Annotated in this window: 24 protein-coding genes; 12 read left to right on the top strand and 12 right to left on the bottom strand. The window is 42.2% G+C overall.

What is annotated here, in order from left to right; genetic code table 11:
* Complete coding sequence (locus ACKWCA_RS03240; protein ID WP_413976697.1) at positions 1 to 1,149, bottom strand: sensor histidine kinase; 1,149 nt, start codon at positions 1,147 to 1,149, stop codon at positions 1 to 3.
* A 116-nt stretch (positions 1,150 to 1,265) separates the two neighbouring features.
* Here ACKWCA_RS03240 and ACKWCA_RS03235 point away from each other — a divergent pair, with 116 nt between their 5' ends.
* The 5 genes from ACKWCA_RS03235 to aat all read left to right on the top strand — a co-directional run bounded on the left by ACKWCA_RS03235 (position 1,266) and on the right by aat (position 5,727).
* Positions 1,266 to 2,141 (top strand): flavin reductase family protein, encoded by an 876-nt coding sequence (locus ACKWCA_RS03235; protein ID WP_413977118.1) that lies wholly within the window; start codon positions 1,266 to 1,268, stop codon positions 2,139 to 2,141.
* 70 nt (positions 2,142 to 2,211) lie between these two features.
* Entirely contained in the window at positions 2,212 to 3,018 is an 807-nt protein-coding gene (locus tag ACKWCA_RS03230) for a class I SAM-dependent methyltransferase (protein ID WP_413976696.1), read from the top strand.
* 140 nt (positions 3,019 to 3,158) lie between these two features.
* Positions 3,159 to 3,539, top strand: coding sequence for a DUF3127 domain-containing protein (locus ACKWCA_RS03225; protein WP_413976695.1), 381 nt, complete (start codon positions 3,159 to 3,161; stop codon positions 3,537 to 3,539).
* A 119-nt stretch (positions 3,540 to 3,658) separates the two neighbouring features.
* A complete protein-coding gene (locus ACKWCA_RS03220) occupies positions 3,659 to 5,035 on the top strand; it encodes a short-chain fatty acid transporter (protein ID WP_413976694.1) in 1,377 nt (458 codons plus the stop codon).
* Positions 5,036 to 5,067: 32 nt separating this feature from the next.
* Complete coding sequence (gene aat, locus ACKWCA_RS03215; RefSeq protein WP_413976693.1) at positions 5,068 to 5,727, top strand: leucyl/phenylalanyl-tRNA--protein transferase; 660 nt, start codon at positions 5,068 to 5,070, stop codon at positions 5,725 to 5,727.
* A gap of 2 nt (positions 5,728 to 5,729) precedes the next feature.
* Here aat and ACKWCA_RS03210 read toward each other — a convergent pair whose 3' ends face one another.
* Genes ACKWCA_RS03210 through ACKWCA_RS03180 form a run of 7 tightly spaced genes read right to left on the bottom strand, consistent with a single transcriptional unit; the run spans position 5,730 to position 9,785 of the window.
* Positions 5,730 to 6,398 carry a DNA alkylation repair protein gene (locus ACKWCA_RS03210; protein ID WP_413976692.1) on the bottom strand — a complete coding sequence of 223 codons (669 nt, stop codon included), beginning with the start codon at positions 6,396 to 6,398 and terminating at the stop codon, positions 5,730 to 5,732.
* Between the two features lie 11 nt (positions 6,399 to 6,409).
* Complete coding sequence (locus ACKWCA_RS03205) at positions 6,410 to 7,093, bottom strand: DUF2490 domain-containing protein (protein ID WP_413976691.1); 684 nt, start codon at positions 7,091 to 7,093, stop codon at positions 6,410 to 6,412.
* On the bottom strand, positions 7,080 to 7,664 hold the full coding sequence (locus ACKWCA_RS03200) for a hypothetical protein (protein WP_413976690.1): 585 nt from the start codon (positions 7,662 to 7,664) through the stop codon (positions 7,080 to 7,082). Before ACKWCA_RS03200 ends, ACKWCA_RS03205 begins: the two co-directional genes overlap by 14 nt.
* Positions 7,651 to 8,214 (bottom strand): DNA-3-methyladenine glycosylase I, encoded by a 564-nt coding sequence (locus tag ACKWCA_RS03195; RefSeq protein ID WP_413976689.1) that lies wholly within the window; start codon positions 8,212 to 8,214, stop codon positions 7,651 to 7,653. The genes ACKWCA_RS03200 and ACKWCA_RS03195 overlap by 14 nt, the downstream gene beginning before the upstream one ends.
* Before the next feature lie 39 nt (positions 8,215 to 8,253).
* The gene (locus ACKWCA_RS03190) at positions 8,254 to 9,216 is read right to left on the bottom strand and encodes a sodium-dependent bicarbonate transport family permease (protein WP_413976688.1); all 963 of its coding nucleotides are present in this window, start codon (positions 9,214 to 9,216) and stop codon (positions 8,254 to 8,256) included.
* Between the two features lie 40 nt (positions 9,217 to 9,256).
* Positions 9,257 to 9,484: a hypothetical protein gene (locus ACKWCA_RS03185; RefSeq protein ID WP_413976687.1), complete on the bottom strand. Its 228-nt coding sequence runs from the start codon at positions 9,482 to 9,484 to the stop codon at positions 9,257 to 9,259.
* A complete protein-coding gene (locus tag ACKWCA_RS03180; protein ID WP_413976686.1) occupies positions 9,477 to 9,785 on the bottom strand; it encodes a hypothetical protein in 309 nt (102 codons plus the stop codon). Before ACKWCA_RS03180 ends, ACKWCA_RS03185 begins: the two co-directional genes overlap by 8 nt.
* Before the next feature lie 107 nt (positions 9,786 to 9,892).
* Between ACKWCA_RS03180 and ACKWCA_RS03175 the strand changes: the two genes are divergently transcribed.
* Positions 9,893 to 10,816, top strand: a complete 924-nt coding sequence (locus tag ACKWCA_RS03175; protein ID WP_413976685.1) for a LysR family transcriptional regulator — start codon at positions 9,893 to 9,895, stop codon at positions 10,814 to 10,816.
* Positions 10,817 to 11,123: 307 nt separating this feature from the next.
* Here the strand turns inward: ACKWCA_RS03175 and ACKWCA_RS03170 are convergent, their stop codons facing one another.
* From ACKWCA_RS03170 to ACKWCA_RS03155, 4 genes are all read right to left on the bottom strand, one after another.
* Positions 11,124 to 11,591 (bottom strand): hypothetical protein, encoded by a 468-nt coding sequence (locus tag ACKWCA_RS03170; protein WP_413976684.1) that lies wholly within the window; start codon positions 11,589 to 11,591, stop codon positions 11,124 to 11,126.
* 273 nt (positions 11,592 to 11,864) lie between these two features.
* On the bottom strand, positions 11,865 to 12,182 hold the full coding sequence (gene cutA, locus ACKWCA_RS03165) for a divalent cation tolerance protein CutA (protein WP_413976683.1): 318 nt from the start codon (positions 12,180 to 12,182) through the stop codon (positions 11,865 to 11,867).
* A gap of 102 nt (positions 12,183 to 12,284) precedes the next feature.
* Positions 12,285 to 12,674, bottom strand: coding sequence for a hypothetical protein (locus ACKWCA_RS03160; protein ID WP_413976682.1), 390 nt, complete (start codon positions 12,672 to 12,674; stop codon positions 12,285 to 12,287).
* 20 nt (positions 12,675 to 12,694) lie between these two features.
* Positions 12,695 to 13,069 (bottom strand): hypothetical protein, encoded by a 375-nt coding sequence (locus tag ACKWCA_RS03155; RefSeq protein ID WP_413976681.1) that lies wholly within the window; start codon positions 13,067 to 13,069, stop codon positions 12,695 to 12,697.
* 157 nt (positions 13,070 to 13,226) lie between these two features.
* Here ACKWCA_RS03155 and ACKWCA_RS03150 point away from each other — a divergent pair, with 157 nt between their 5' ends.
* The 6 genes from ACKWCA_RS03150 to ACKWCA_RS03125 all read left to right on the top strand — a co-directional run bounded on the left by ACKWCA_RS03150 (position 13,227) and on the right by ACKWCA_RS03125 (position 19,749).
* Positions 13,227 to 13,901, top strand: a complete 675-nt coding sequence (locus tag ACKWCA_RS03150) for a TetR/AcrR family transcriptional regulator (protein WP_413976680.1) — start codon at positions 13,227 to 13,229, stop codon at positions 13,899 to 13,901.
* Positions 13,902 to 13,907: 6 nt separating this feature from the next.
* Entirely contained in the window at positions 13,908 to 15,575 is a 1,668-nt protein-coding gene (locus ACKWCA_RS03145) for a peptidase domain-containing ABC transporter (RefSeq protein WP_413976679.1), read from the top strand.
* A gap of 2 nt (positions 15,576 to 15,577) precedes the next feature.
* Positions 15,578 to 16,930: an HlyD family secretion protein gene (locus ACKWCA_RS03140; protein WP_413976678.1), complete on the top strand. Its 1,353-nt coding sequence runs from the start codon at positions 15,578 to 15,580 to the stop codon at positions 16,928 to 16,930.
* A 1-nt stretch (position 16,931) separates the two neighbouring features.
* Positions 16,932 to 18,335, top strand: coding sequence for a TolC family protein (locus tag ACKWCA_RS03135; RefSeq protein ID WP_413976677.1), 1,404 nt, complete (start codon positions 16,932 to 16,934; stop codon positions 18,333 to 18,335).
* 12 nt (positions 18,336 to 18,347) lie between these two features.
* Positions 18,348 to 19,241 (top strand): YitT family protein, encoded by an 894-nt coding sequence (locus ACKWCA_RS03130; RefSeq protein WP_413976676.1) that lies wholly within the window; start codon positions 18,348 to 18,350, stop codon positions 19,239 to 19,241.
* 166 nt (positions 19,242 to 19,407) lie between these two features.
* Entirely contained in the window at positions 19,408 to 19,749 is a 342-nt protein-coding gene (locus ACKWCA_RS03125; protein ID WP_413976675.1) for a hypothetical protein, read from the top strand.
* Positions 19,750 to 19,757 lie beyond the last annotated feature (8 nt).

Here is a 19,757-nt window from a genome sequence, read left to right as displayed (position 1 = left end):
TCATGTATTTGCTTTAAGGGATATTTGCATGATGGTTCCTTCCTTACTAGAAGAAAGGACCTTTATTTTTCCGCTGTGGTACTCTTCCACGATCCGTTTTACCAAAGAAAGACCAAGACCCCATCCCCTTTTCTTAGAGGTCACTCCGGGGTTAAAAATGGTCTTGTAGTCGCTTTTAGGGATCCCATGGCCCGTGTCCGAGACCAAAATATTCACATAACTGCCTTCGCGTAGGATTTCAATGCCGATACTACCCCTTCCTTTCATGGCATCGATGCCGTTCTTTACCAGATTTTCTATCGTCCAATTATACAGTGAATGATTGAGCATCACCGCTTGCCGCTCTACTTTTGAATCAAAGGTAAAATGGATCAGCTTTGAACTTCTTAATTTTAAATACTCAAAAGCGTCCTTCGTTTCTTTGACGATATCATGCTCATCGAGTTTCGGCAATGAACCGATTTTAGAAAAACGTTCGGTGATCATTTCCAATCGAGAAATATCTTTTTCTATTTCACGGGTAATCTCGGGGTTGATTTTCTCTGCCTTCAATAATTCGTTCCAACCTAAAAGCGACGATAAGGGAGTGCCGATTTGATGAGCGGTTTCCTTGGCCATGCCGGCCCACAGCTTATTCTGTTCAGAGGCCTTATTGGTCTTGAAAAAGAAGAAAATGACGGCTCCGAAAAGAAAAATGATCAACAATAAGGCTATAGGGTAGTATTTCAGTTTGTTGAGTACCTCAGAATTGCCGTAATACAACGTGGCCAAATGCTCGCCCTGTTGGTCAATTTCTATGGGGGTATTTTCACTTTTGAACGTAACGATTCGGTCTTTGATGTAATTGGAATCGGCGGCTTTTTCTTTGGGAATATTGTTGGTCTTGACCGACCCATCCTTATTGACCAGAATCATCGGCGTGCTTTTGTTGTTCTGAAAGACCTTAAGCGGGAGGTCTCCGGGATCATCATCTAATGAAGCTTGCAACAATTCTGAATGGGCCGTGGCCCAAATTTCCATTTTCTGACGCTCTTCTTCTTTGAATTTTTTAAAAAAGCTATTGGTGTTCCATAAGATCAAGCTGACGATTACAAACGCCGAGAATAATAAAACCGCGTTTGAAGTTTTGTTCTTAGGATTGAATTTCATGAGGAGATGCTCTAACGTCAAAGATAACGCAAATTGTACGAATTCATATGAAAAGCCCTTCCGGCCTACTATCGAATAGGGGTAAAATTCATACCTTTATACGTACAATGAACACCATGATTTCAATTGATCCAAAAGAGGTGCCCACACCAAAATTACACGGTTATCTGTTAGGTGCCATTGGTCCGCGACCCATTGCATTTGCTAGTACGGTCGATGAAAAAGGGAACCCTAACCTTTCTCCATACAGTTTCTTCAATGTTTTTAGTGCCAATCCGCCTGTATTGATTTTTTCGCCGGCCAGACGGGTTCGAAATAACACCATTAAACATACCTTGGAAAATGTGCTGGCCACTAATGAAGTCGTCATCAATATGGTGAGTTATGACATGGTACAGCAGATGTCTTTGTCCAGTACAGAGTATGGCGCTGGAGTAAATGAATTTGAGAAATCGGGCCTGACTGCCTTACCATCGGAAATCGTAAGGCCCTTTCGCGTAGCCGAATCGCCTGTACAGTTTGAATGTAAGGTGACCAAGGTGGAGGCCTTGGGAAAAGATGGAGGGGCGGGAAATCTGATTTTTTCGGAGGTGGTCAAATTACACATCAACGAAGCGATTTTAAGTGAGGAGGGTAGTATTGATCAACATAAGATCGACCTGGTCGCCCGTATGGGTGGTAATTGGTACTCTCGTGCAAATCTAGGGATGTTCGAAGTGCCCAAGCCCCTTTCTGGTTTGGGTATCGGAGTAGATCGTATTCCGTTGCATATTCGTAATAGTGAGGTGCTTTCCGGAAACGACCTGGGCATGTTGGGTAATGTTGAGCAGATACCGTCCGCTAAAGAGGTATCGGAATTTGTAGAGGCACGAACGGAGATCCGGATACTAATAGGTAGTGGGAAGCGCGAGGAAATCGAGTTGAAGGCGAAAGCGCTTTTGAAAGAAAAAGAGGTGCTTTCGGCCTGGAAAGTTTTACTGGCGAAAGTATAGTTATGGCACGAGGAGAATTTCATGGTAACGGTTTGTTGGCCCATAATCGATTCTCCATAAATAAATGAAGATGAAGCGCATACAGTTGTTTGAGTTCGAAGATTATAAATGGTTTCCCTCTTGGTTACGCACCTGCATGACCAATCTGATTATGGTGCTGCACCGTATGATGGGCCTAAGTGAAGTGTTGGCCTATTTGATTGCGAGGGTGCTACAGGAAAAAGGGCTCTCAAAAATCGTTGATCTCGGTTCGGGTTCCGGAGGTGCGATGCCAGAGGTGTTAAAAGCCTTGCATAAGATCGATGGGTTACAGCAGGTTGAACTGGTGATGACGGACTTGTATCCGAATATGGAGGTAGCCAAGAGATTTAACGAAAATTCCGAAGACAAAATTTCGTACTTGGAAACGCCGGTGAACGCCACCGAGCTTCACTCCGCACCTATGGGACTAAAGACCATGGTGAACAGTTTTCACCATATGCCCCCAGAAGCGGCCCGAAAAATACTGGAATCCGCGGTACAAAGTAAACAACCCATATTGATTTATGAAATGGCGGAGAACAAGCTGCCAACGATTATTTGGGCCTTGTTTCTTCCTTTCGGACTTGTTATCTTGATGCTAATGACCCTCTTTATGACGCCTTTTGTGAAACCCTTGACTTGGCGTCAGTTGGTGTTTACCTACCTGATTCCTATAATTCCGATTTGTTATGCTTGGGATGGTCAGGCTTCGATGCCCCGTATCTATTCTTTTGATGATTTGGATGAATTGTTACAGGGTTTGGAAACCCCTGATTTTTATTGGGAGAAAGGCTTTGCCAAAAAAGGAAACGGTAAAAATGCGGGGACCTACTTAGTTGGATATCCTAAAAATTGAGTTTCAACCCTAGGCTGTTTATTACCGCTCATAACTTGTTTGTTTTTTGTTAGGTAGGTCTTATGATTACTGCTACTTTTATCCATCGAATTCGTACGAATGGGTTCAATTTAATTTTAGTTAACATATAATTCATAGTCATGGAAGTACAAGGAAAGATCAAGCTGATCGGGGAAACCCAAACGTTCGGGAGTAACGGTTTTAGAAAAAGGGAATTGGTGGTTACCACTGAAGAGCAATATCCACAACATATAATGATAGAGTTCGTACAAGATAAGTCCGACCTGCTCAATAACTATTCTGTGGGTCAAGATGTTAAAGTGAGCATCAATCTAAGAGGCCGCGAATGGACAAATCCGCAGGGAGAAGTAAAATACTTCAACTCCATTCAAGGATGGCGTGTCGAAAGCCTACAACCGGCACAGGCTGAAAGTGGCGGAATGCCTCCAGTGCCACCTGCAGAAGCTTTTGCACCTGCAGATGAGTTGAACGAGGAAGAGCATGATGACCTGCCGTTTTAGGAGGTGTAATCCAAAAAGGCCTATGTGATAGGGCGAAAGTTTTTTCAGAACCCTACTTGACTTCCAGCGGAACGTCAAGTAGGGTTTTTTATTTGTTTTCTTTCGATTACCTTGTCCATATGAAGCTCACTTCGTTGATTACCGACCTCTTTAAGCGCTATTTGCCAACGCCATTTACGATTGCCGTTTTATTGACCTTGTTGACCATGGTATTGGCCTTGGTGTTTACCGAAAGTAGTTCGGACAAAAATCATTTTCTAGAAATACTCACCTATTGGGAAAGTGGCATCTGGAACAATGATTTGTTGGTCTTTGGTTACCAAATGATGTTGGTCTTGGTTTTGGGTCATGTGTTGGTACTCAGTACACCGGTTTCAAGACTCATATTGCGTTTGGTAAAACTGGTCAAGAACGGTGCAAACGCTGCATTATTGGTGGCACTTTCGACCATGTTGGTCGCATTTTTTAATTGGGGTTTAGGGTTGATCTTTGGAGCGATTTTGGCCCGTAAAGTGGGGGAGTATGCCCAAGAGCATAATATTCCAATAAATTACCCGCTCATCGGGGCTGCCGGATATGCCGGGTTAATGGTATGGCACGGGGGTATCAGTGGTTCCGCACCGTTAAAAGTAGCCGAGTCTGGGCACTTGCAGGGTCTGATGAAAAACGTGTTGGGCACTGAAGATTTGCAAGGCCTGCCACGAGCGATAGCAAGTTCATCAACGGTTTTTAGTGGGTCGAACCTGATTATTTTTAGTGCGGTATTGCTCGTCATTTCTTTCCTGGCGTACCGATTGGGCAAAACTGCACCCGCAACTTCATTCGGGTTGAATACCTATCGCTTTGAATCCGAAGAAAAAAAGGCAAGTGGAGGGGCGGATCGACTTGATCACTCCAAGTTCTTTGCGTTTGGTTTCGGGGCATTGATTCTTATAGCTTTTGCCATACAGTACTCGGGCATGTTACGAACAATGAACATTACTCCCAATATGTTGAATTTCTTCATGTTCGGTATGGCCATATTGATGCACGGAAGTATCAAGAGTTTCTTGAGTGCCGTTGAGAATGCTATTGGCGACACTTCAGGCATCTTGATTCAATTCCCCATGTATTTCGGCATTATGGGTATCATGGCCGGTAGTGGCATGGTCAATGGCATTTCCGACTTTTTTGTTTCCGTTTCTACCACCACTACCATGCCGATCTTCACTTTTTTCAGCGCAGGTCTGGTCAATGTTTTTGTGCCTAGCGGTGGGGGGCAATGGGCTGTTCAAGGCCCACTTGTTCTGGAGTCGGCCTTACGTTTGAATGTGCCCTTGCCAAAGGCGGTCATGGCTTTGGCATATGGGGATCAGATTACCAATATGTTGCAACCCTTTTGGGCGCTTCCGTTATTGGGTATTACCAAATTAAAGGCAAAACAGATTTTGCCCTACACCCTTATTTTTATGTTCGCAGGAGGTCTCATCTACCTATTAGGATTAGTCTTTTTATAGACGAAAGCGTAACTTTGAGGTAAAAATCAGCTTTGAAAAAAGACAGAGAATATAACCCGCTCTTCTTTCTAAGTGAGCGCCTTGAATTTCCACCTATTGAAACCGCGAATTCCGAAGGTCTACTGGCTGTGGGCGGTGATTTGTCACCCGAGAGATTGTTGTTGGCCTACCAGAATGGGATTTTTCCTTGGTTTAATGAAGATTCTTTGATCTTATGGTGGAGCCCAGACCCTAGAATGGTACTTTTTCCGAACAAGATCAGAATTTCGAAAAGTATGAAAAAGGTGCTCGCAAGCGGTCAATTCACACTGACGAAGAACACTTGTTTTGAAGAAGTGTTGCTGCAGTGTGCGACCGTAAAACGACTTGGTCAACAAGGCACCTGGATTACCGAAGACATGAAAAAAGCCTATCTGGAACTACACGAAACGGGCTTGGCAAAATCATATGAAGTCTGGCAAAAAGGTGTTTTGGTCGGTGGTCTCTACGGGGTAGACCTAGGTCATGTGTTTTGTGGAGAGAGTATGTTCAGTGCGGTAAGTAACGCATCAAAATTCGCATTTATTCACTTGGCCCAAGAATTGGAAAGCAAAAACTACCGCGTCATCGATTGTCAATTGCATACCAAACATCTAGAAAGTCTGGGTGCCGAAGAGATTCCGAGAAACGAGTTCATCAAATTGTTGTCATAACTCTATGTGATCAATTTAAGTGCCTCACGTCTACTCAAGGGATGTAAACCGTGGGTTTCTACAAAATGGCTCACCCAATCAGGGTCGGTTCTACTATAGTCTCGGAGTGCCCAACCAATCGCTTTGTTGATAAAGAACTCTTTGGAACCCAGAAGTGAAGTAATGATCCGTTTTAACAACGGTACATCCGTTTTCTCTTTTTCAAGTAACTGAAAAAGCAGGCAGCTACGCTGTAACCAAATATTACCGGAAGAAAGCCACTTCTTGATATAAACATTTCGTTGTTCTGGGAATTTATGGAAATAGGCCTTGATTAATTTAGTGGCGATGAAATCTACTGTGTCCCACCAAGAATTATGGGTAATCATGAATTCGAAGAGTGAAATGTCCTCTAAAGCGAGGTATTTCTTGTATTTGAGTGCCAGTTCTTGGGCAAAATAGTGGTATTCGCGTTCAGGTAGGTTCCACAGTACCCGAACCAAATGCTCCATAGTTTCCTTTGGGGGTAGGTGCTCTTGTTCCAGAAAAGGCTGTTGTACTTTTCTTCGTAATGGGGTTTTCATGCCATAGCAAGAAAAGAGGCCTTTCAAATAGGCCTTTTGCTGCATGGCGATGTTCGTATCGGCATTCGCCTCAAACTCCAATCGTAATGTTTCCAAATACGCGTTCATTTCTTTTGAGATTATAAACTGAGCACTAAATTAGCATTCAGAAATAGAATCTTCTGGGTGCGTTGACCATAGTTTTCTGCCCGATATTCAAGACCGAACTGCATCTTGGTCTTTTCCCTTAGCAACCAGCCGATATTGCCTGTGATTCTTTGATCGAATTCAGGGCCTTGACCATTGGCTACACTTAAAAGGCTTTCCGTTGAGGTAACGACATAGGCTTCGCCAATGTCAAGTTGTTCGCCATTCAATGGAAAATCAACTGCAAATCGATATCTGAATCTATGAATGGTCAATGCGCTGGTTATCCGCTGTTCTGAGCGCACCCGGTGGCCTAGTCTGGCAACACGGGGCTTTGAAGTAATATTGTACTGTTGGGTGAGCCGAAGCTCATTGCCATTGCCTGGTTCAAAGTTCTCCCTGATACGGTATTGAATACCTAGGGCCAAACTTTGGTTATCCTGTATTTTGAGTTTTGAGAAATGCACTAAATCTATTTGTCGGGTCTTGAATTGAAGGTCGCTCTCATCGTACACATAATTTCGTTGCCCAATTGAAAAATTATGCGAATAACCAGTACTAACCTTATAGTTAAGCGCTATTTGTGGTTGAAAATAGGTCGTAAAATCCTGTTGGGCCGCTATACCACTCCAACAGCAAAAACACAAAATACAGAGCGTAGATCTAATAGAGCACATGATCATAATTCGGAGGAAGCGACTTTCGGATAGCGATGAAATTGCCATCGGCATCGAATAAGATCTCAAACTGCTCAAATGCTTTTTCCTTCTTTCCCGAAACGATCAATTCGTAATTGATAGAGGGTAACATCAGATTTTGAAAAGCGTTTTTAACAGTGGTTTCGGCCGGCTCCTCGCTCGTAATCGGATATTGCTGTTGCAACCTCCGGATACGATATTTCAAAAAGCTGCGGGTCAAATAGGTCTCTATTCTGGAAAAGGACTCATTGGGGATATCTACGGGTTTGATCAGTATTTCTATGTCCTCCAAAGCCCCTTTTTCGCTAAACTCAACACTATACCAAAGTCGATCTTTTTTGAATTTTGCCTCATAGCTGGTTTTGGCACTATCGGTTTCTTTATAAAATCGAATCCGTTTGGCATCCTCCAGCTTTTCGGAGATATAGTGCAATGCCTTTTCAGGAAACTGCGATTTTCGAATGCGATACTCACGCTCGTACTTATTTTGAGCTAATAGGGCTCCGCTGCCTAAAAGCCATAAAAGAGCGATTAACTTAAACTTCTTCATAACGAAAGCAATTGATTTCATGATCATTGACCATTCCTGTGGCTTGCATATGCGCGTATACTACGGTGCTGCCCACAAACTTGAACCCTCTTTTTTTGAGGTCTTTGCTTATAGTATCGGAAAGAGCGGTGTTGGCCGGGGCCTCTTTGTAGTTTTTGAATTTGTTTTTGACGGGCATACCATCTACAAACCCCCAAATATAATTGCTAAAGCTACCGAACTCCTCCTGGACCTTCATAAACGCCATAGCATTGGATATCGTCGCGCGCACCTTGAGTTTATTTCTGATAATTCCCTCGTTCTGTAACAAAGATCCGATTTTCTCCTCATCGTATTTCGCTATTTTTTTATAGTCGAAATGGTCAAAGGCCTTTCGGAAATTATCCCTTTTCTTAAGAACGGTTATCCAACTTAATCCAGCTTGAAAGGTTTCAAGAATGAGAAATTCGAACAGGGTATCGTCGTCTTTTACAGGTACGCCCCATTCCTTATCATGATACGATTCATAAAGATCATCACCCACACACCAGCCACATCGATGTTTGCTCATAGTCCTAATTTTTAGGACACTAAAGATATGGCTAATCCATTAAAAGACCTGAATTACACATAAATAAAGGGGCATACCCAAGGTAATATTGAAAGGAAACGTTATAGCCAAGGCCATCGGCAAATAAAGGCTCGGGTTTGCTTTGGGGGCTGCTAGTCGCATCGCAGCCGGTACCGCAATGTACGAAGCACTTGCCGCCAAGATTGCGAACAAAAAGCGATTGCCTATGCTATTGGTGAATACAGAACTTACTAGGGCCACGGTGCATCCGTTGATTAGCGGAATGATAATGGCAAACAAAAAAGCGAACCAACCTTTTTTTAGGAAGTCACCTAATTTCTTGCCACTGGTAATGCCCATATCTAAAAGGAATACCGCCAAGAAGCCTTTGAAAATATCGGTAGTGAAAGGTTCAATGCCCCGAGCCTGTTGATCACTAGCTAAAAATCCTATAATCAAACTTCCCATGATCAGCAGCACACTGCCGTTGGTCAACGAATGGTGTAGAATGTTCCCTAAGTTCACCTTGGTTTTCTTTTCTTTCTGAAAGTAAGCCATCAATAGTACCCCGATGATTATCGAAGGAGCTTCCATCAATGCCATGACGGCAACCATATGGCCACCGAAATCGATTTGTTCGATTTCGAGAAACGAAACGGCGGTTACAAAGGTGACCGCGCTTACCGATCCGTAGGCGGCCGCAATGGCCCCGGAGTTTTCGACACTGAATTTTCTACGGAGTATAAAGTAGGTATAGATGGGTACGAAAAGCGCCAGAAATACGCCAAAGAGCAGTGACCACAAAATCTCCATGTCCAATTCACTATGAGAGAGCTCAAGCCCGCCTTTGAATCCAATGGAGAACATAAGATACAGCGAAATGAATTTGGCCGAATTCGGGGGTATCTCGAGGTCACTCTTCAGTTGAACGGCGATGATACCAAGAAAGAAAAAAAGTAAAGCAGGGTTGGTCAGGTTGTCTAATAAAAGGCTTAGATCCATTCGGTGTGGTCAATTATGGTTTGGTCTCTTAGTAGTCAGTTTAGCTATCGCCTACCGTTTTTACAAAGAGCACACAGGTGATGATGGCCGAAACTGCCAATAATTGCCCTAAGAACAGACTGTTGTTCAAATAGGAAACCATAAGTAGAGAGGCTATGCCGCACAATCCGAGGGCCAAGGTTAGAATGGATTTTCGCTGTGTCATCGTTTCTTTTCTAGGTTTGAAGCCCTGACTCAGGGCTTCAAGGGCTTGATATATCTTACTCATTGATTGAAATTTTTAGAATGCCGTCTATTTTAATTGTATTTCCTTTAGAACGGGCCTGAGCGAAAAATTCTTTCGCTACCGATTTTTCGTGTTCCAGCTCCGTAATTCGTTCATCAGGAAATTTGGTGTTCGCATGCTGATGTCCTTCGCAAAGAGACAACCGCTGTAGTTTGTGGAAATTGATTTTCTCATTAAGAAGGGATAGAACGACGTCGGAAGCTTCTGAGACGGTAAATACCCCGTCTACCAATTGAATCTTCTGTGTGGTGTCTGCCCCCACGTTTTGAACTGCTGCTTTCATAACTGTTGTTTTAAATGAAACATTGAATCTTAATTGCACTGCAAAGATTAGACGAATTGTTCATTAAATTTTATTTATATTTATTATTGAAAACATTAATTAATTTTATGAACTATACGTTACATCAGCTACAGGTTTTTCTTAAGGTATCTGAAAAACAGAGTATTACAAAGGCTGCGGAAGAGTTGTTTTTGACCCAACCCGCGGTATCAATACAGCTGAGAAATTTTCAAGATCAGTTTTCGATTCCATTGACCGAGGTGGTAGGCAGAAAACTTTATGTTACCGATTTTGGAAAGGAAATCGCGGGTGCCGCACAAAACATTTTGAATGAAGTGCATGCGATAAACTACAAGTCGCTTTTGTATGCCGGAAGCCTTACTGGAAAACTGAAAATTTCCATTGTATCGACCGCAAAGTATGTAATGCCCTTTTTTTTGGCTGATTTTATTCGAGACAATGAAGGCGTCGAACTGGCCATGGACGTTACCAATAAAGCCAAGGTAGTGCAAACATTGGAAGCCAACGAAGTAGATTTTGCAATGGTTTCGGTGTTGCCCAAGCAATTAAAAGTGCATAAGGTAGAACTGATGGAGAATAAATTGTATCTCGTTGGGGGTACCAAGCACAAAGTTGGGAACAGTAGAAAACTTCATAATTTTTTTGAAAAGCTCCCTCTTATTTATAGAGAGCAGGGGTCGGCTACTAGAATGGCCATGGAAGGTTACATACGCAGCAATAAATTGCCTTCTCCCAAGAAAATCGAATTGACCTCCAACGAGGCGGTCAAGCAGGCCGTAATTGCCGGTCTTGGGTTTTCGATTATGCCCTTGATCGGAATCAAAAACGAATTATTGAACAACGATTTGCAGATCATTCCGGTCAAAGGGTTGCCCATAAGCACTACTTGGCATCTGATTTGGCTTAAAGAGAAAAAGCTTTCACCCGCTGCCAACGCCTTTTTAGAGCATTTGAGAGATCAAAAAGAAGAAATTATCAAGAGTAGTTTCGATTGGTTCGAACCGTATTGATTTTGACCAGTTTCACGGCCGCATTGCTAAATTACCCTCATTTCAGTAGGAAACATACTTCTGAAGCAGACCAGAAGTTACTAGACAGCTGAACAATACCAAATAGGCCCACCCAATACCGGTATCGCTTGTATACAATAAAATGAATACCAAGAAGGTAAGAGCGTACAATATACTTATGAAAGTCTTGAACCTGTTTTTTGACCTGAACATAATAAGGTTATTTCTAGATGATTGTATCGATTTCGGGTTATATCATTGACTATTTTTAATTCTCAAGTAGTTTTCGAGAAGGATACCTATCTTCTTATAGGTTGATTTTTGGCCCAAACCATTCTTGCATAGTCTCGATACCGTTAAGGCTTGAATTTGAATAGCGAACCGCATTTAGATTTTTAAACAACGTATTTTCTTTAGGAAATTCAGGGTCGTTCATGGCGAGCAACCGATCAAGTCGTTCTTGAGGTGCCTCGGTCGCCCCGTTTAACAAAGCGGGTGAGGACAAAGAAAAAGTAGTCAAATGGACCGGGATGTTGTCCTTAGGTTGAATTTTTGGCCTAGAGTAGGGATCGATATACTCTAAAGGGACTCTCAAACTCACCAAAAGGTCGATCTCCTGATGTCTGGTCCTCTCCATATGGCGTTCATCTTCGAACACAAAGGCCGTGTTGATTTCCATTCTGAACTCCAAGGAAACGTAATTGATTTCAAGGTCTTGTTTAGGTTGTCCGAAGACCATTAATGGTAATAAGAACAGAAGAGATAACTTTTTCATAGCGCTTTGGATTTAAAGGGATTTTTCCCTGAGACTACCTCTAAGTTACAACGGAAAAAACATATATTTTTATTTATATTAATTATGATTTACATAAATAAATTATATGATTAATAATTTCTGAAACCCCTAGAGAAGTCAATGAATAAAGTGGTTTTAGGCAATCGAAATGCTTTGATCAAGATTGAGGATAGATTTTGAAAAGACGAAACACGGTTGTCTATAACTTTCAGGTTTCTGAGAACGACAACGACTCGAAAAGCAATGTGCCGACTAGACCTTGGCTGTACTTTTTCTCAAGATTGTAGCGAGTTCTTCATCCATATAAACAATAGGTACCGCATATAGCATGGGCATGTTTTCCGAAAAGTGGTCTTTGAGTTCTTTATTGATGGTATTGAAGAGCAAGGCTTTTGTTTTTCCGATAATCAACGTGTGCTTTTGTTTTTCCACCCTTAATTGGTCCTTGTTGTATTGATATACGGTCTTCTTTGATATGGCCGCATGGAGCAACAACTTTTTCTCTAACAGAATCGCTATGATCTTGAGGGCCTGCTTTTTGTTTTTGGAGATAATGTGGGCCAGGATCATGGAATCGGTTTAGAAAAGCATCAGCCAAAAATGATTCTGTATTGACTAGCGAGAACTTACGAATCAGGCTGATGCTTCTGAGAACAAAATAAACACTTAACTCTATTTTTGGGCTATGGCGCCTTGTTTGTTGTCATCAACCAATTTGAGTTCACCTGATGTGAGAGCCTTGGATATATTGGCCTTCACCTGAGGGTAAAACCTAAAAAAGTTAAGACCATCGGTGCGTTTTAACGTGGCAATGGCTTCATTATTTTTGTTAGTTTCTAATTTTTCAATTCTGAGTTTCTTGCCAACAAGACTCTTAAAATCGGCAATTGCACCCCGCTTTATGATAATATTCTTCCTGGGAAATTCAATATTCCGATAGTGCGAACCGGAGGTTTCTCCCAATTCCACGATATCACCTTCCTTAAGGTCATAATTGTCTATTTGTGCGGTTAGACCGACTGTACAAAATAGGAACGTCATAATAAGAACCGTTTTTTTCATAATGACTCGTTTTTAAGTTGCTAATAATCCGTTGTTTTTTGATGTGAAGTGGGGATCAGTTTTGCACTTATCGTTGGGAAAAGGTCGAAAAAGTTACGCCCATCCTCTCGTCTTAAGATTAAGGCGTGCTGTCCATTTTGGATGGGTTTTTTGGAATCAACCAAGAGTTTACTTCCGAAAACATTGAAATAATTGCCCATTCCATCAAGGTCATTAAGCCCTCCCATTACGACTACCGAACTCATAATAGGAAAACGCATTTGGTTTTGAAGTGAGGTATTAGGGTCTTCCACTACCTGATAGTCATCAAAAACCAACAAAAATTGGCTTTGACTATACCCAAGGTAAGAAACTAGTAATAAGACGGTCATTGCGATACTTTTTCTTAGTTCCATAGTGAAAGATTTAAATCTATTGTTTCTATATATCGGCAGAAATTTAACAGTACTAATATACTCTATGAGAAGTAATACTTCCGTTAAAAATTAGTTAAACTATTATGATATGATAGTAATACTATTATTTTTGCGTTGTTATTATAAATAAACTATTATGGAGGAGCTGCTACAATCCGTCAAAATCGGAATCAATGAGAAAATCTATGTAAAAGACCCAGAGTCATCCGATTTGGGAAAACGAATTGTACAAGAAAGTATCTTGATGATTAGCGAGATGGGCTTTGAGAGTTTTACGTTTAAAAAATTAGGTACTAAAATAGGTTCTAATGAAAGTTCCATTTATAGGTATTTTGAAAATAAGCACAAGTTGTTGCTGTACTTGACCTCTTGGTACTGGGGTTGGATCGAGTACCGCTTGGTGTTTTCTACGAACAGTATTGCCGATGCGAAATTGAAGCTTGAGAAGGCAATCGAGATTGTGACGAAGAACACGGTCGAAGACTCGGCTTTTTCGCACATTAATGAACCGCTATTGAATAAGATAGTAATCAACGAATACTCTAAGTCCTATTTGACTAAAGAGGTTGACGCAGAGAATAAGGAGGGGTATTTCGGTATTTACAAAAGATTGGTCAATAGGATCAGTAAAATGATCACGAACGTAGCTGTCGATTATGAGTACCCAAGTAGTTTGGCAAGCACCATATTAGAAGGGTCGTTGCACCAGCACTTTCTTCGAGATCATTTTAGTTCGCTGACCGATTGCCATGAAGATAACGACCCGACCCAATATTTTCTTCATTTAGTGTTCACCATACTCAAATCATAAGACAACATGGCTAAAAATATTTTGACCGCTTGGCAGCGGCTAATGGGATTGCTACGCCTTGACAAAAGGGATGTTTTTCAAGTTTTTTATTATGCGATTTTCGCGGGTATAGTGACCTTGTCCTTGCCACTGGGCATACAGGCGATCATTAATCTAATACAAGGTGCGCAAATCAGTACTTCATGGATCGTTCTGGTTGTTTTGGTAACACTCGGAGTAGCTTTCGGGGGTGTTTTGCAATTGATGCAGATACGCATCATTGAGAATCTACAGCAGAAAATTTTTACGCGTTCTTCGTTTGAGTTCGCCTATCGGTTCCCAAAGATAAAAATGAGTCAGTTGGTCAACTATTATCCCCCTGAATTGGCGAATAGGTTCTTTGATACCCTTACCGTGCAGAAAGGGCTTTCAAAAATACTGATTGACTTTCCAGCCGCTTTACTACAGATAATTTTTGGACTCCTACTACTTTCATTTTATCATCCGTTCTTTATTATTTACGGCATATTGCTCTTGTTGTTGATTTACGTGGTCTTTAAATTTACGGCTCAGAAAGGGCTGGATACAAGTCTTTCCGAGTCGAAACATAAGTATAAGGTCGCACATTGGTTGCAAGAGGTGGCCCGTTCTATCGTCAGTTTCAAATTATCGGGTAAGACCTCTCATGCGTTGGATAAGAACGACGAGCTGGTAGCAGAGTATCTGGAAGCACGTGAGAGCCATTTCCGTGTCTTGGTCCTTCAGTTCATTCAAATGATCGGCTTTAAGGTGTTGGTCACTGCAGGACTACTTTTAATAGGAGGGCTTTTGGTGCTGAACCAAGAGATGAATATCGGTCAGTTTGTTGCCGCTGAGATCATTATTCTTCTGGTCATCAGCTCGGTCGAAAAGTTGATTACCGGTCTGGAAACCTTTTATGATCTACTCACCTCCTTGGAGAAGTTGGGGCAGGTTGTCGATAAAGATTTAGAGCCGCAAGAAGGGGAGAAACCTTTTGCTGAGAATGAAGGGTTCACGATTCAATTGGATGGAGTCTCCTATAATGTTCCGGACAGGGAAAAGAAGATCATCGATGATGTCAGCTTAACTATTACGCCGACATGTACCATTCTCTTGAGCGGGGCCAGCGGATCTGGTAAATCGACCTTGCTCCGGATCATTGCGGGTATTTTAGAGCCTGATGCCGGGGGTATTTACATCAACGATGTTTCCTTAAAAGGAATGAACTTGAACTACTATCGATCATACATCGGGCAATCGTTGCCGGAAGAATCACCGTTTGAAGGCACCATCCTGAACAATATCACTTTTGGTGATGCGTCCATTTCTCAAGAAGACATTTACTGGGCATTGGATAATGTAGGTCTCACCCAGTTTGTGAAAGAACAACCACAAGGACTTCAAACCATACTATATCCTGAAGGAAAGCAAATTCCATCAACGGTGGCAAAGAAAATCGTATTGGCAAGAAGTATCGTGAGAAAGCCTAAGCTTCTGATATTGAAGGATCCCTTAGATCAATTTAGGGAAGATGAGGCCAATGAGATCATGAGTTTTCTAAGTGACCCAGTCAACGATTGGGCCTTATTGGTAGTGAGCGCTAACCTGAGATGGGCTGACAAATGTAGTCGAATCGTCACCATGGAAAATGGTAGAATCATTAACGAGAAATAACTATGCTGAATATTTCACATAATCAATTGAACAAAAAAGTGAGTTTGAACCGATTCAAGTCGGCCCAAAGGGTCTTTCATGAGCGTGATTACAAACACTTCAATCGCTTTTTATTGGTTTTTGCTATCGTCGGTTTTTTGATCCTCTTTTTACCCTGGACCCAAAATATCAATGGTAATGGGTTTTTGACCACTTTGAAACCGGACCAAAGACCGCAGACCTTACAATCGCCTATTCCTGGGCGCATTGAAAAATGGTATGTGCAAGAAGGAGATTACGTAAAAAAGGGAGATACCATATTATTCATTTCAGAAGTCAAGAACGAGTATTTCGACCCTGATCTTGTGGAGCGTACGGGACAGCAGATCAAGGCTAAAACGGCCTCTGTAAATTCGTATGAAGGAAAGGTGAATGCATTGCAGAACCAGATGGCCGCCTTGTCCAACGAACGTAGATTAAAGCTTGAGCAGGCTCAGAATAAGTTATTGCAGTCAAGGCTCAAGGTGCAAAGCGATAGTATTGACTTGGAAGCCGCAAAAACCAACATCCGTATTGCAGAGCGGCAATACGATCGTGTGGTTCAGTTGGAGTCAGAGGGTTTAAAAGCGGTTACCGATCTGGAAGAAAAACGTCTGAAACTTCAAGAAACGCAAGCCAAGTTGATCTCACAGGAAAACAAGTTGCTCGCGGCCAAAAACGAGGTGATCAATGCCCAAGTTGAAATCAATCGGGTGCGGAATGAGTATACCAATAAAATCTCCAAGGCCGAAAGCGATATGTTCACGGCACAGTCCAGCCAGTTTGATTCGGAGGCCCAAGTTACCAAATTGGAGAATGAATTTACCAACTATTCCATGCGGAATGACATGTACTACATACGTGCTCCCCAAAACGGTTTTATCAATAAGGCGCTACAAGGGGGCATTGGGCAAACCTTTAAAGAGGGTGAGGCGCTATTGGGTATTATGCCAGCCGATATCGATATGGCTGTAGAGACATTTGTCGAGCCTCTTGATCTTCCGTTGATTCATTTGGGTGAAAAGGTGCGTATTCAGTTTGACGGATGGCCGGTAATCGTCTTCAGCGGATGGCCCAACGTGTCATATGGCACCTATGGAGGAGAGGTAGTAGCCATAGAAACATTCATTAGTGACAACGGCAAGTACCGCGTGTTGCTTGCTCCGGATCCTGATGATCACGAATGGCCCAAGGACCTGCGAGTAGGTTCAGGTGCGGAAACCATAGCGTTATTGGAAGACGTGCCGATTTGGTACGAACTATGGCGACAGTTGAATGGTTTCCCACCCAATTATTACCAACCAGAGGGTGCACAAGCAAAACCAGTAAAAAAATAGTATGCGGAAGTATAGTACCCTTATATTGATGTTGTTCACTTTTGCGATGACCGCTCAGGTGCAAGACTCCCTTGTGCTCAAGTTCAACGAGTATCTGGGGTATGTCAAAAAGTACCACCCTATTGCAAAGCAGGCGGAGCTTACCCTCAGTATCGGCCAGGCCAACCTGATGAAAGCCCGTGGCGGTTTTGACCCGAAAATCGAGGTCGATTACGACCGAAAGGAATTTAAGGGTAGTGAATACTATGACCGGCTTAACGCCGCCTTTAAGATACCGACATGGTATGGTGTTGAACTGAAAGGAACTTTTGAACAGAACGATGGAGATTTTTTAAATCCAGCGGACTCCGTTCCCTCGGATGGATTATATAGTGCTGGGGTTTCTGTGTCATTAGGGCAAGGCTTATGGATCAATGATCGTATGGCTACCCTAAAGCAGGCCAAATATTTCAGAGAGCAAAGCAAGGCCGACCGCGACCTGTTGGTGAACCAGATTTTGTATGATGCGGCTTTGGCCTATTTCGACTGGCTACGCGCTTATAATGAGGCCTCCATCTATCAGAACTTTCTAAGGAATGCCGACATTCGGTTCGAGGGAATCAAGAGAAGGGCCGAATCAGGCGATATTGCCGCTATTGATACCGTGGAGGCCAAAATTGCCATGCAAACCAGGGCGCTGAGTTTAGAACAGGCCAAGGTAAAATTGATGAAACGCTCCCTTGAGCTGTCCAATTTTCTATGGATGAACGATAATATCCCTGTTGAGCTACAACCAAATGTGATTCCCGATACCGATATCGATGGGGAAATCGATACGACCTTGGAGATTTCGGGAAGACCTTTGGATAGCTTTACGCTTGAAAATCATCCCAAGCTCTTGTCGTTAGGATATAAAATTGATGGATTGCGAGTTGAAAAAAACTTGAAGGCCAATAAATTACTTCCAAAAATAGACTTGGAGTATAATTTTTTGACGGAGACACCCGAGTTCATCAACTCATTCGAGACACAAGAATATAAAGGTGGGCTAACGTTTAGATTGCCCTTGTTCTTGCGCAAGGAGCGTGGCGATCTGAAGTTGGCGAAGTTCAAGTTGAGAGACGCACAGTTCGACCTGGACAATGCGGAAATAGAATTGAAAAACAAAATCGTTGCCCTGTATCGTGAACTGGAATCGTTTGAGACCCAGAATGTTTTAATCGACGAAATCGTCATGAATTACGGCACCCTTTTAAGTGCAGAGGAACGAAAATTCAGTTTTGGTGAAAGCTCACTTTTCTTGATCAATTCAAGGGAAAGCAAACTGATCGATTCCGAATTGAAATTAATCGAAGTGCAGAATAAGTTCTATACCGCAAAAGCAAAACTATTTAATAGCCTTGCGGTCAATCCGGAAAACCTGTAAAAGTCCATTCATATGACGATAAATGAGGAAGCTGCCGTTAACGAAAGTTTCAAAAGCACCATTAAATTGGCGCTAAAAGATGGGTTTTTCATTATTTCAGGGATTTTTTCAGCGGCTTTTGGATTAGAGAGTTTTCTCTTTCCAAATCGATTTATCGATGGGGGTGCGACGGGTATATCGCTCTTGGTGGCCGAGGTTTCCGATTGGCCTCTTTTCGTTTTGATCGTTCTGGTCAATATTCCGTTTTTGGTTTTGGGCTTTCGGGTTATCGGTCGCTCTTTTGCCATTAAGGCAACTATTGCCATTTTAGGATTGGCTATAGTCTTGGCAACGGTCAGCTTTCCTGAAATTACTCAAGACAAGCTTCTTGTAGCCGTTTTTGGCGGGTTTTTTCTTGGAGCGGGTATCGGACTTTCCGTCCGCGGAGGAGGGGTCTTGGACGGTACGGAGGTACTGGCCATATTTCTGAGTCGTAAATTGGGTACTACCATAGGCGATATTATCATTCTCATCAATATTTTGGTTTTCATTGCGGCCGCTTATTTCCTATCCATAGAGACCGCTTTGTATTCCATGCTAACTTATTTGGCCGCTTCCAGAACGCTCGATTTTGTGATTGAAGGAATAGAGGAATACACTGGCGTCACCATTATTTCGGACTACAGTGATGAGATTCGGAGCATGATCATTGGTGTATTGGGGCGCGGTGTGACCATATACCCGGCAAAGGGAGGCTATGGCAAACATGGGGTACATAATGAATATGACGTATTGTTTACTGTCATCACCCGTCTTGAAATTCGTAGATTGAATATCGAGATTTCCAAAATAGACCCAAAGGCCTTTGTGGTGATGAATAAGATCAACGATACGCGTGGCGGCATGATAAAGAAACGTTCGATCTAACCCCCTTTTTCATTATTCTTTCTAGTAGTGACTTCTAGATACACATCTCAAATTAATAGTAATGCTATTATATAAAGATAGTTTAACCTTCATTTAACGTAGCATTACTTTTAATATCGTTTTTTCGGATTTATCTTTGTATTCGTTTAAATCATTAATACGCAACATGAAAAAAGAACCGATTATCTACTTTCCTCAAGACCCCGAAATACCGATGAAAAGGGAAGCTCAAGTGGGTAGGCTCTTGCGGATTGGAAAGCCTTCAAAACGATACTACGAGCATATTTATCATTCAATGAATCACAACGCGCATCGCCTTCAAGATTTACAGCGGTTGTTGAAAGTCGAAGGCTTTACCGTACGAATCATCAGTATCTTACGGATGCGAACTGGCGATAAGATCGCCGTACTACATCGAAAGGACGGAAAGGACTTTTTGACCGATATCAAAAAATTATTTGCCAATATAGATAAAGCTCTAGATGCCAATGAGCTCAAATTTCAATGAACTTTTAA

Origin of the sequence: Maribacter corallii (genome assembly GCF_047345415.1) — a bacterium.
Taxonomy (GTDB): Bacteria; Bacteroidota; Bacteroidia; order Flavobacteriales; family Flavobacteriaceae; genus Maribacter_C.
This window is presented reverse-complemented; position numbering and strand designations above follow the sequence as displayed.

Coding starts and splice junctions, on each gene's coding strand:
- cutA (WP_413976683.1), bottom strand. CDS start 12,182: ATGATCCTGGCCCACATTATCTCCAAAAACAAAAAGCAGGCCCTCAAG.
- ACKWCA_RS03210 (WP_413976692.1), bottom strand. CDS start 6,398: ATGAACGCGTATTTGGAAACATTACGATTGGAGTTTGAGGCGAATGCC.
- ACKWCA_RS03145 (WP_413976679.1), top strand. CDS start 13,908: ATGGCTAAAAATATTTTGACCGCTTGGCAGCGGCTAATGGGATTGCTA.
- ACKWCA_RS03230 (WP_413976696.1), top strand. CDS start 2,212: ATGAAGCGCATACAGTTGTTTGAGTTCGAAGATTATAAATGGTTTCCC.
- ACKWCA_RS03150 (WP_413976680.1), top strand. CDS start 13,227: ATGGAGGAGCTGCTACAATCCGTCAAAATCGGAATCAATGAGAAAATC.
- ACKWCA_RS03155 (WP_413976681.1), bottom strand. CDS start 13,069: ATGGAACTAAGAAAAAGTATCGCAATGACCGTCTTATTACTAGTTTCT.
- ACKWCA_RS03235 (WP_413977118.1), top strand. CDS start 1,266: ATGATTTCAATTGATCCAAAAGAGGTGCCCACACCAAAATTACACGGT.
- ACKWCA_RS03160 (WP_413976682.1), bottom strand. CDS start 12,674: ATGAAAAAAACGGTTCTTATTATGACGTTCCTATTTTGTACAGTCGGT.
- ACKWCA_RS03170 (WP_413976684.1), bottom strand. CDS start 11,591: ATGAAAAAGTTATCTCTTCTGTTCTTATTACCATTAATGGTCTTCGGA.
- ACKWCA_RS03125 (WP_413976675.1), top strand. CDS start 19,408: ATGAAAAAAGAACCGATTATCTACTTTCCTCAAGACCCCGAAATACCG.
- ACKWCA_RS03175 (WP_413976685.1), top strand. CDS start 9,893: ATGAACTATACGTTACATCAGCTACAGGTTTTTCTTAAGGTATCTGAA.
- ACKWCA_RS03240 (WP_413976697.1), bottom strand. CDS start 1,149: ATGAAATTCAATCCTAAGAACAAAACTTCAAACGCGGTTTTATTATTC.
- ACKWCA_RS03190 (WP_413976688.1), bottom strand. CDS start 9,216: ATGGATCTAAGCCTTTTATTAGACAACCTGACCAACCCTGCTTTACTT.
- ACKWCA_RS03130 (WP_413976676.1), top strand. CDS start 18,348: ATGACGATAAATGAGGAAGCTGCCGTTAACGAAAGTTTCAAAAGCACC.
- ACKWCA_RS03140 (WP_413976678.1), top strand. CDS start 15,578: ATGCTGAATATTTCACATAATCAATTGAACAAAAAAGTGAGTTTGAAC.
- ACKWCA_RS03205 (WP_413976691.1), bottom strand. CDS start 7,093: ATGTGCTCTATTAGATCTACGCTCTGTATTTTGTGTTTTTGCTGTTGG.
- ACKWCA_RS03185 (WP_413976687.1), bottom strand. CDS start 9,484: ATGAGTAAGATATATCAAGCCCTTGAAGCCCTGAGTCAGGGCTTCAAA.
- ACKWCA_RS03195 (WP_413976689.1), bottom strand. CDS start 8,214: ATGAGCAAACATCGATGTGGCTGGTGTGTGGGTGATGATCTTTATGAA.
- ACKWCA_RS03225 (WP_413976695.1), top strand. CDS start 3,159: ATGGAAGTACAAGGAAAGATCAAGCTGATCGGGGAAACCCAAACGTTC.
- ACKWCA_RS03135 (WP_413976677.1), top strand. CDS start 16,932: ATGCGGAAGTATAGTACCCTTATATTGATGTTGTTCACTTTTGCGATG.
- ACKWCA_RS03200 (WP_413976690.1), bottom strand. CDS start 7,664: ATGAAGAAGTTTAAGTTAATCGCTCTTTTATGGCTTTTAGGCAGCGGA.
- ACKWCA_RS03220 (WP_413976694.1), top strand. CDS start 3,659: ATGAAGCTCACTTCGTTGATTACCGACCTCTTTAAGCGCTATTTGCCA.
- ACKWCA_RS03180 (WP_413976686.1), bottom strand. CDS start 9,785: ATGAAAGCAGCAGTTCAAAACGTGGGGGCAGACACCACACAGAAGATT.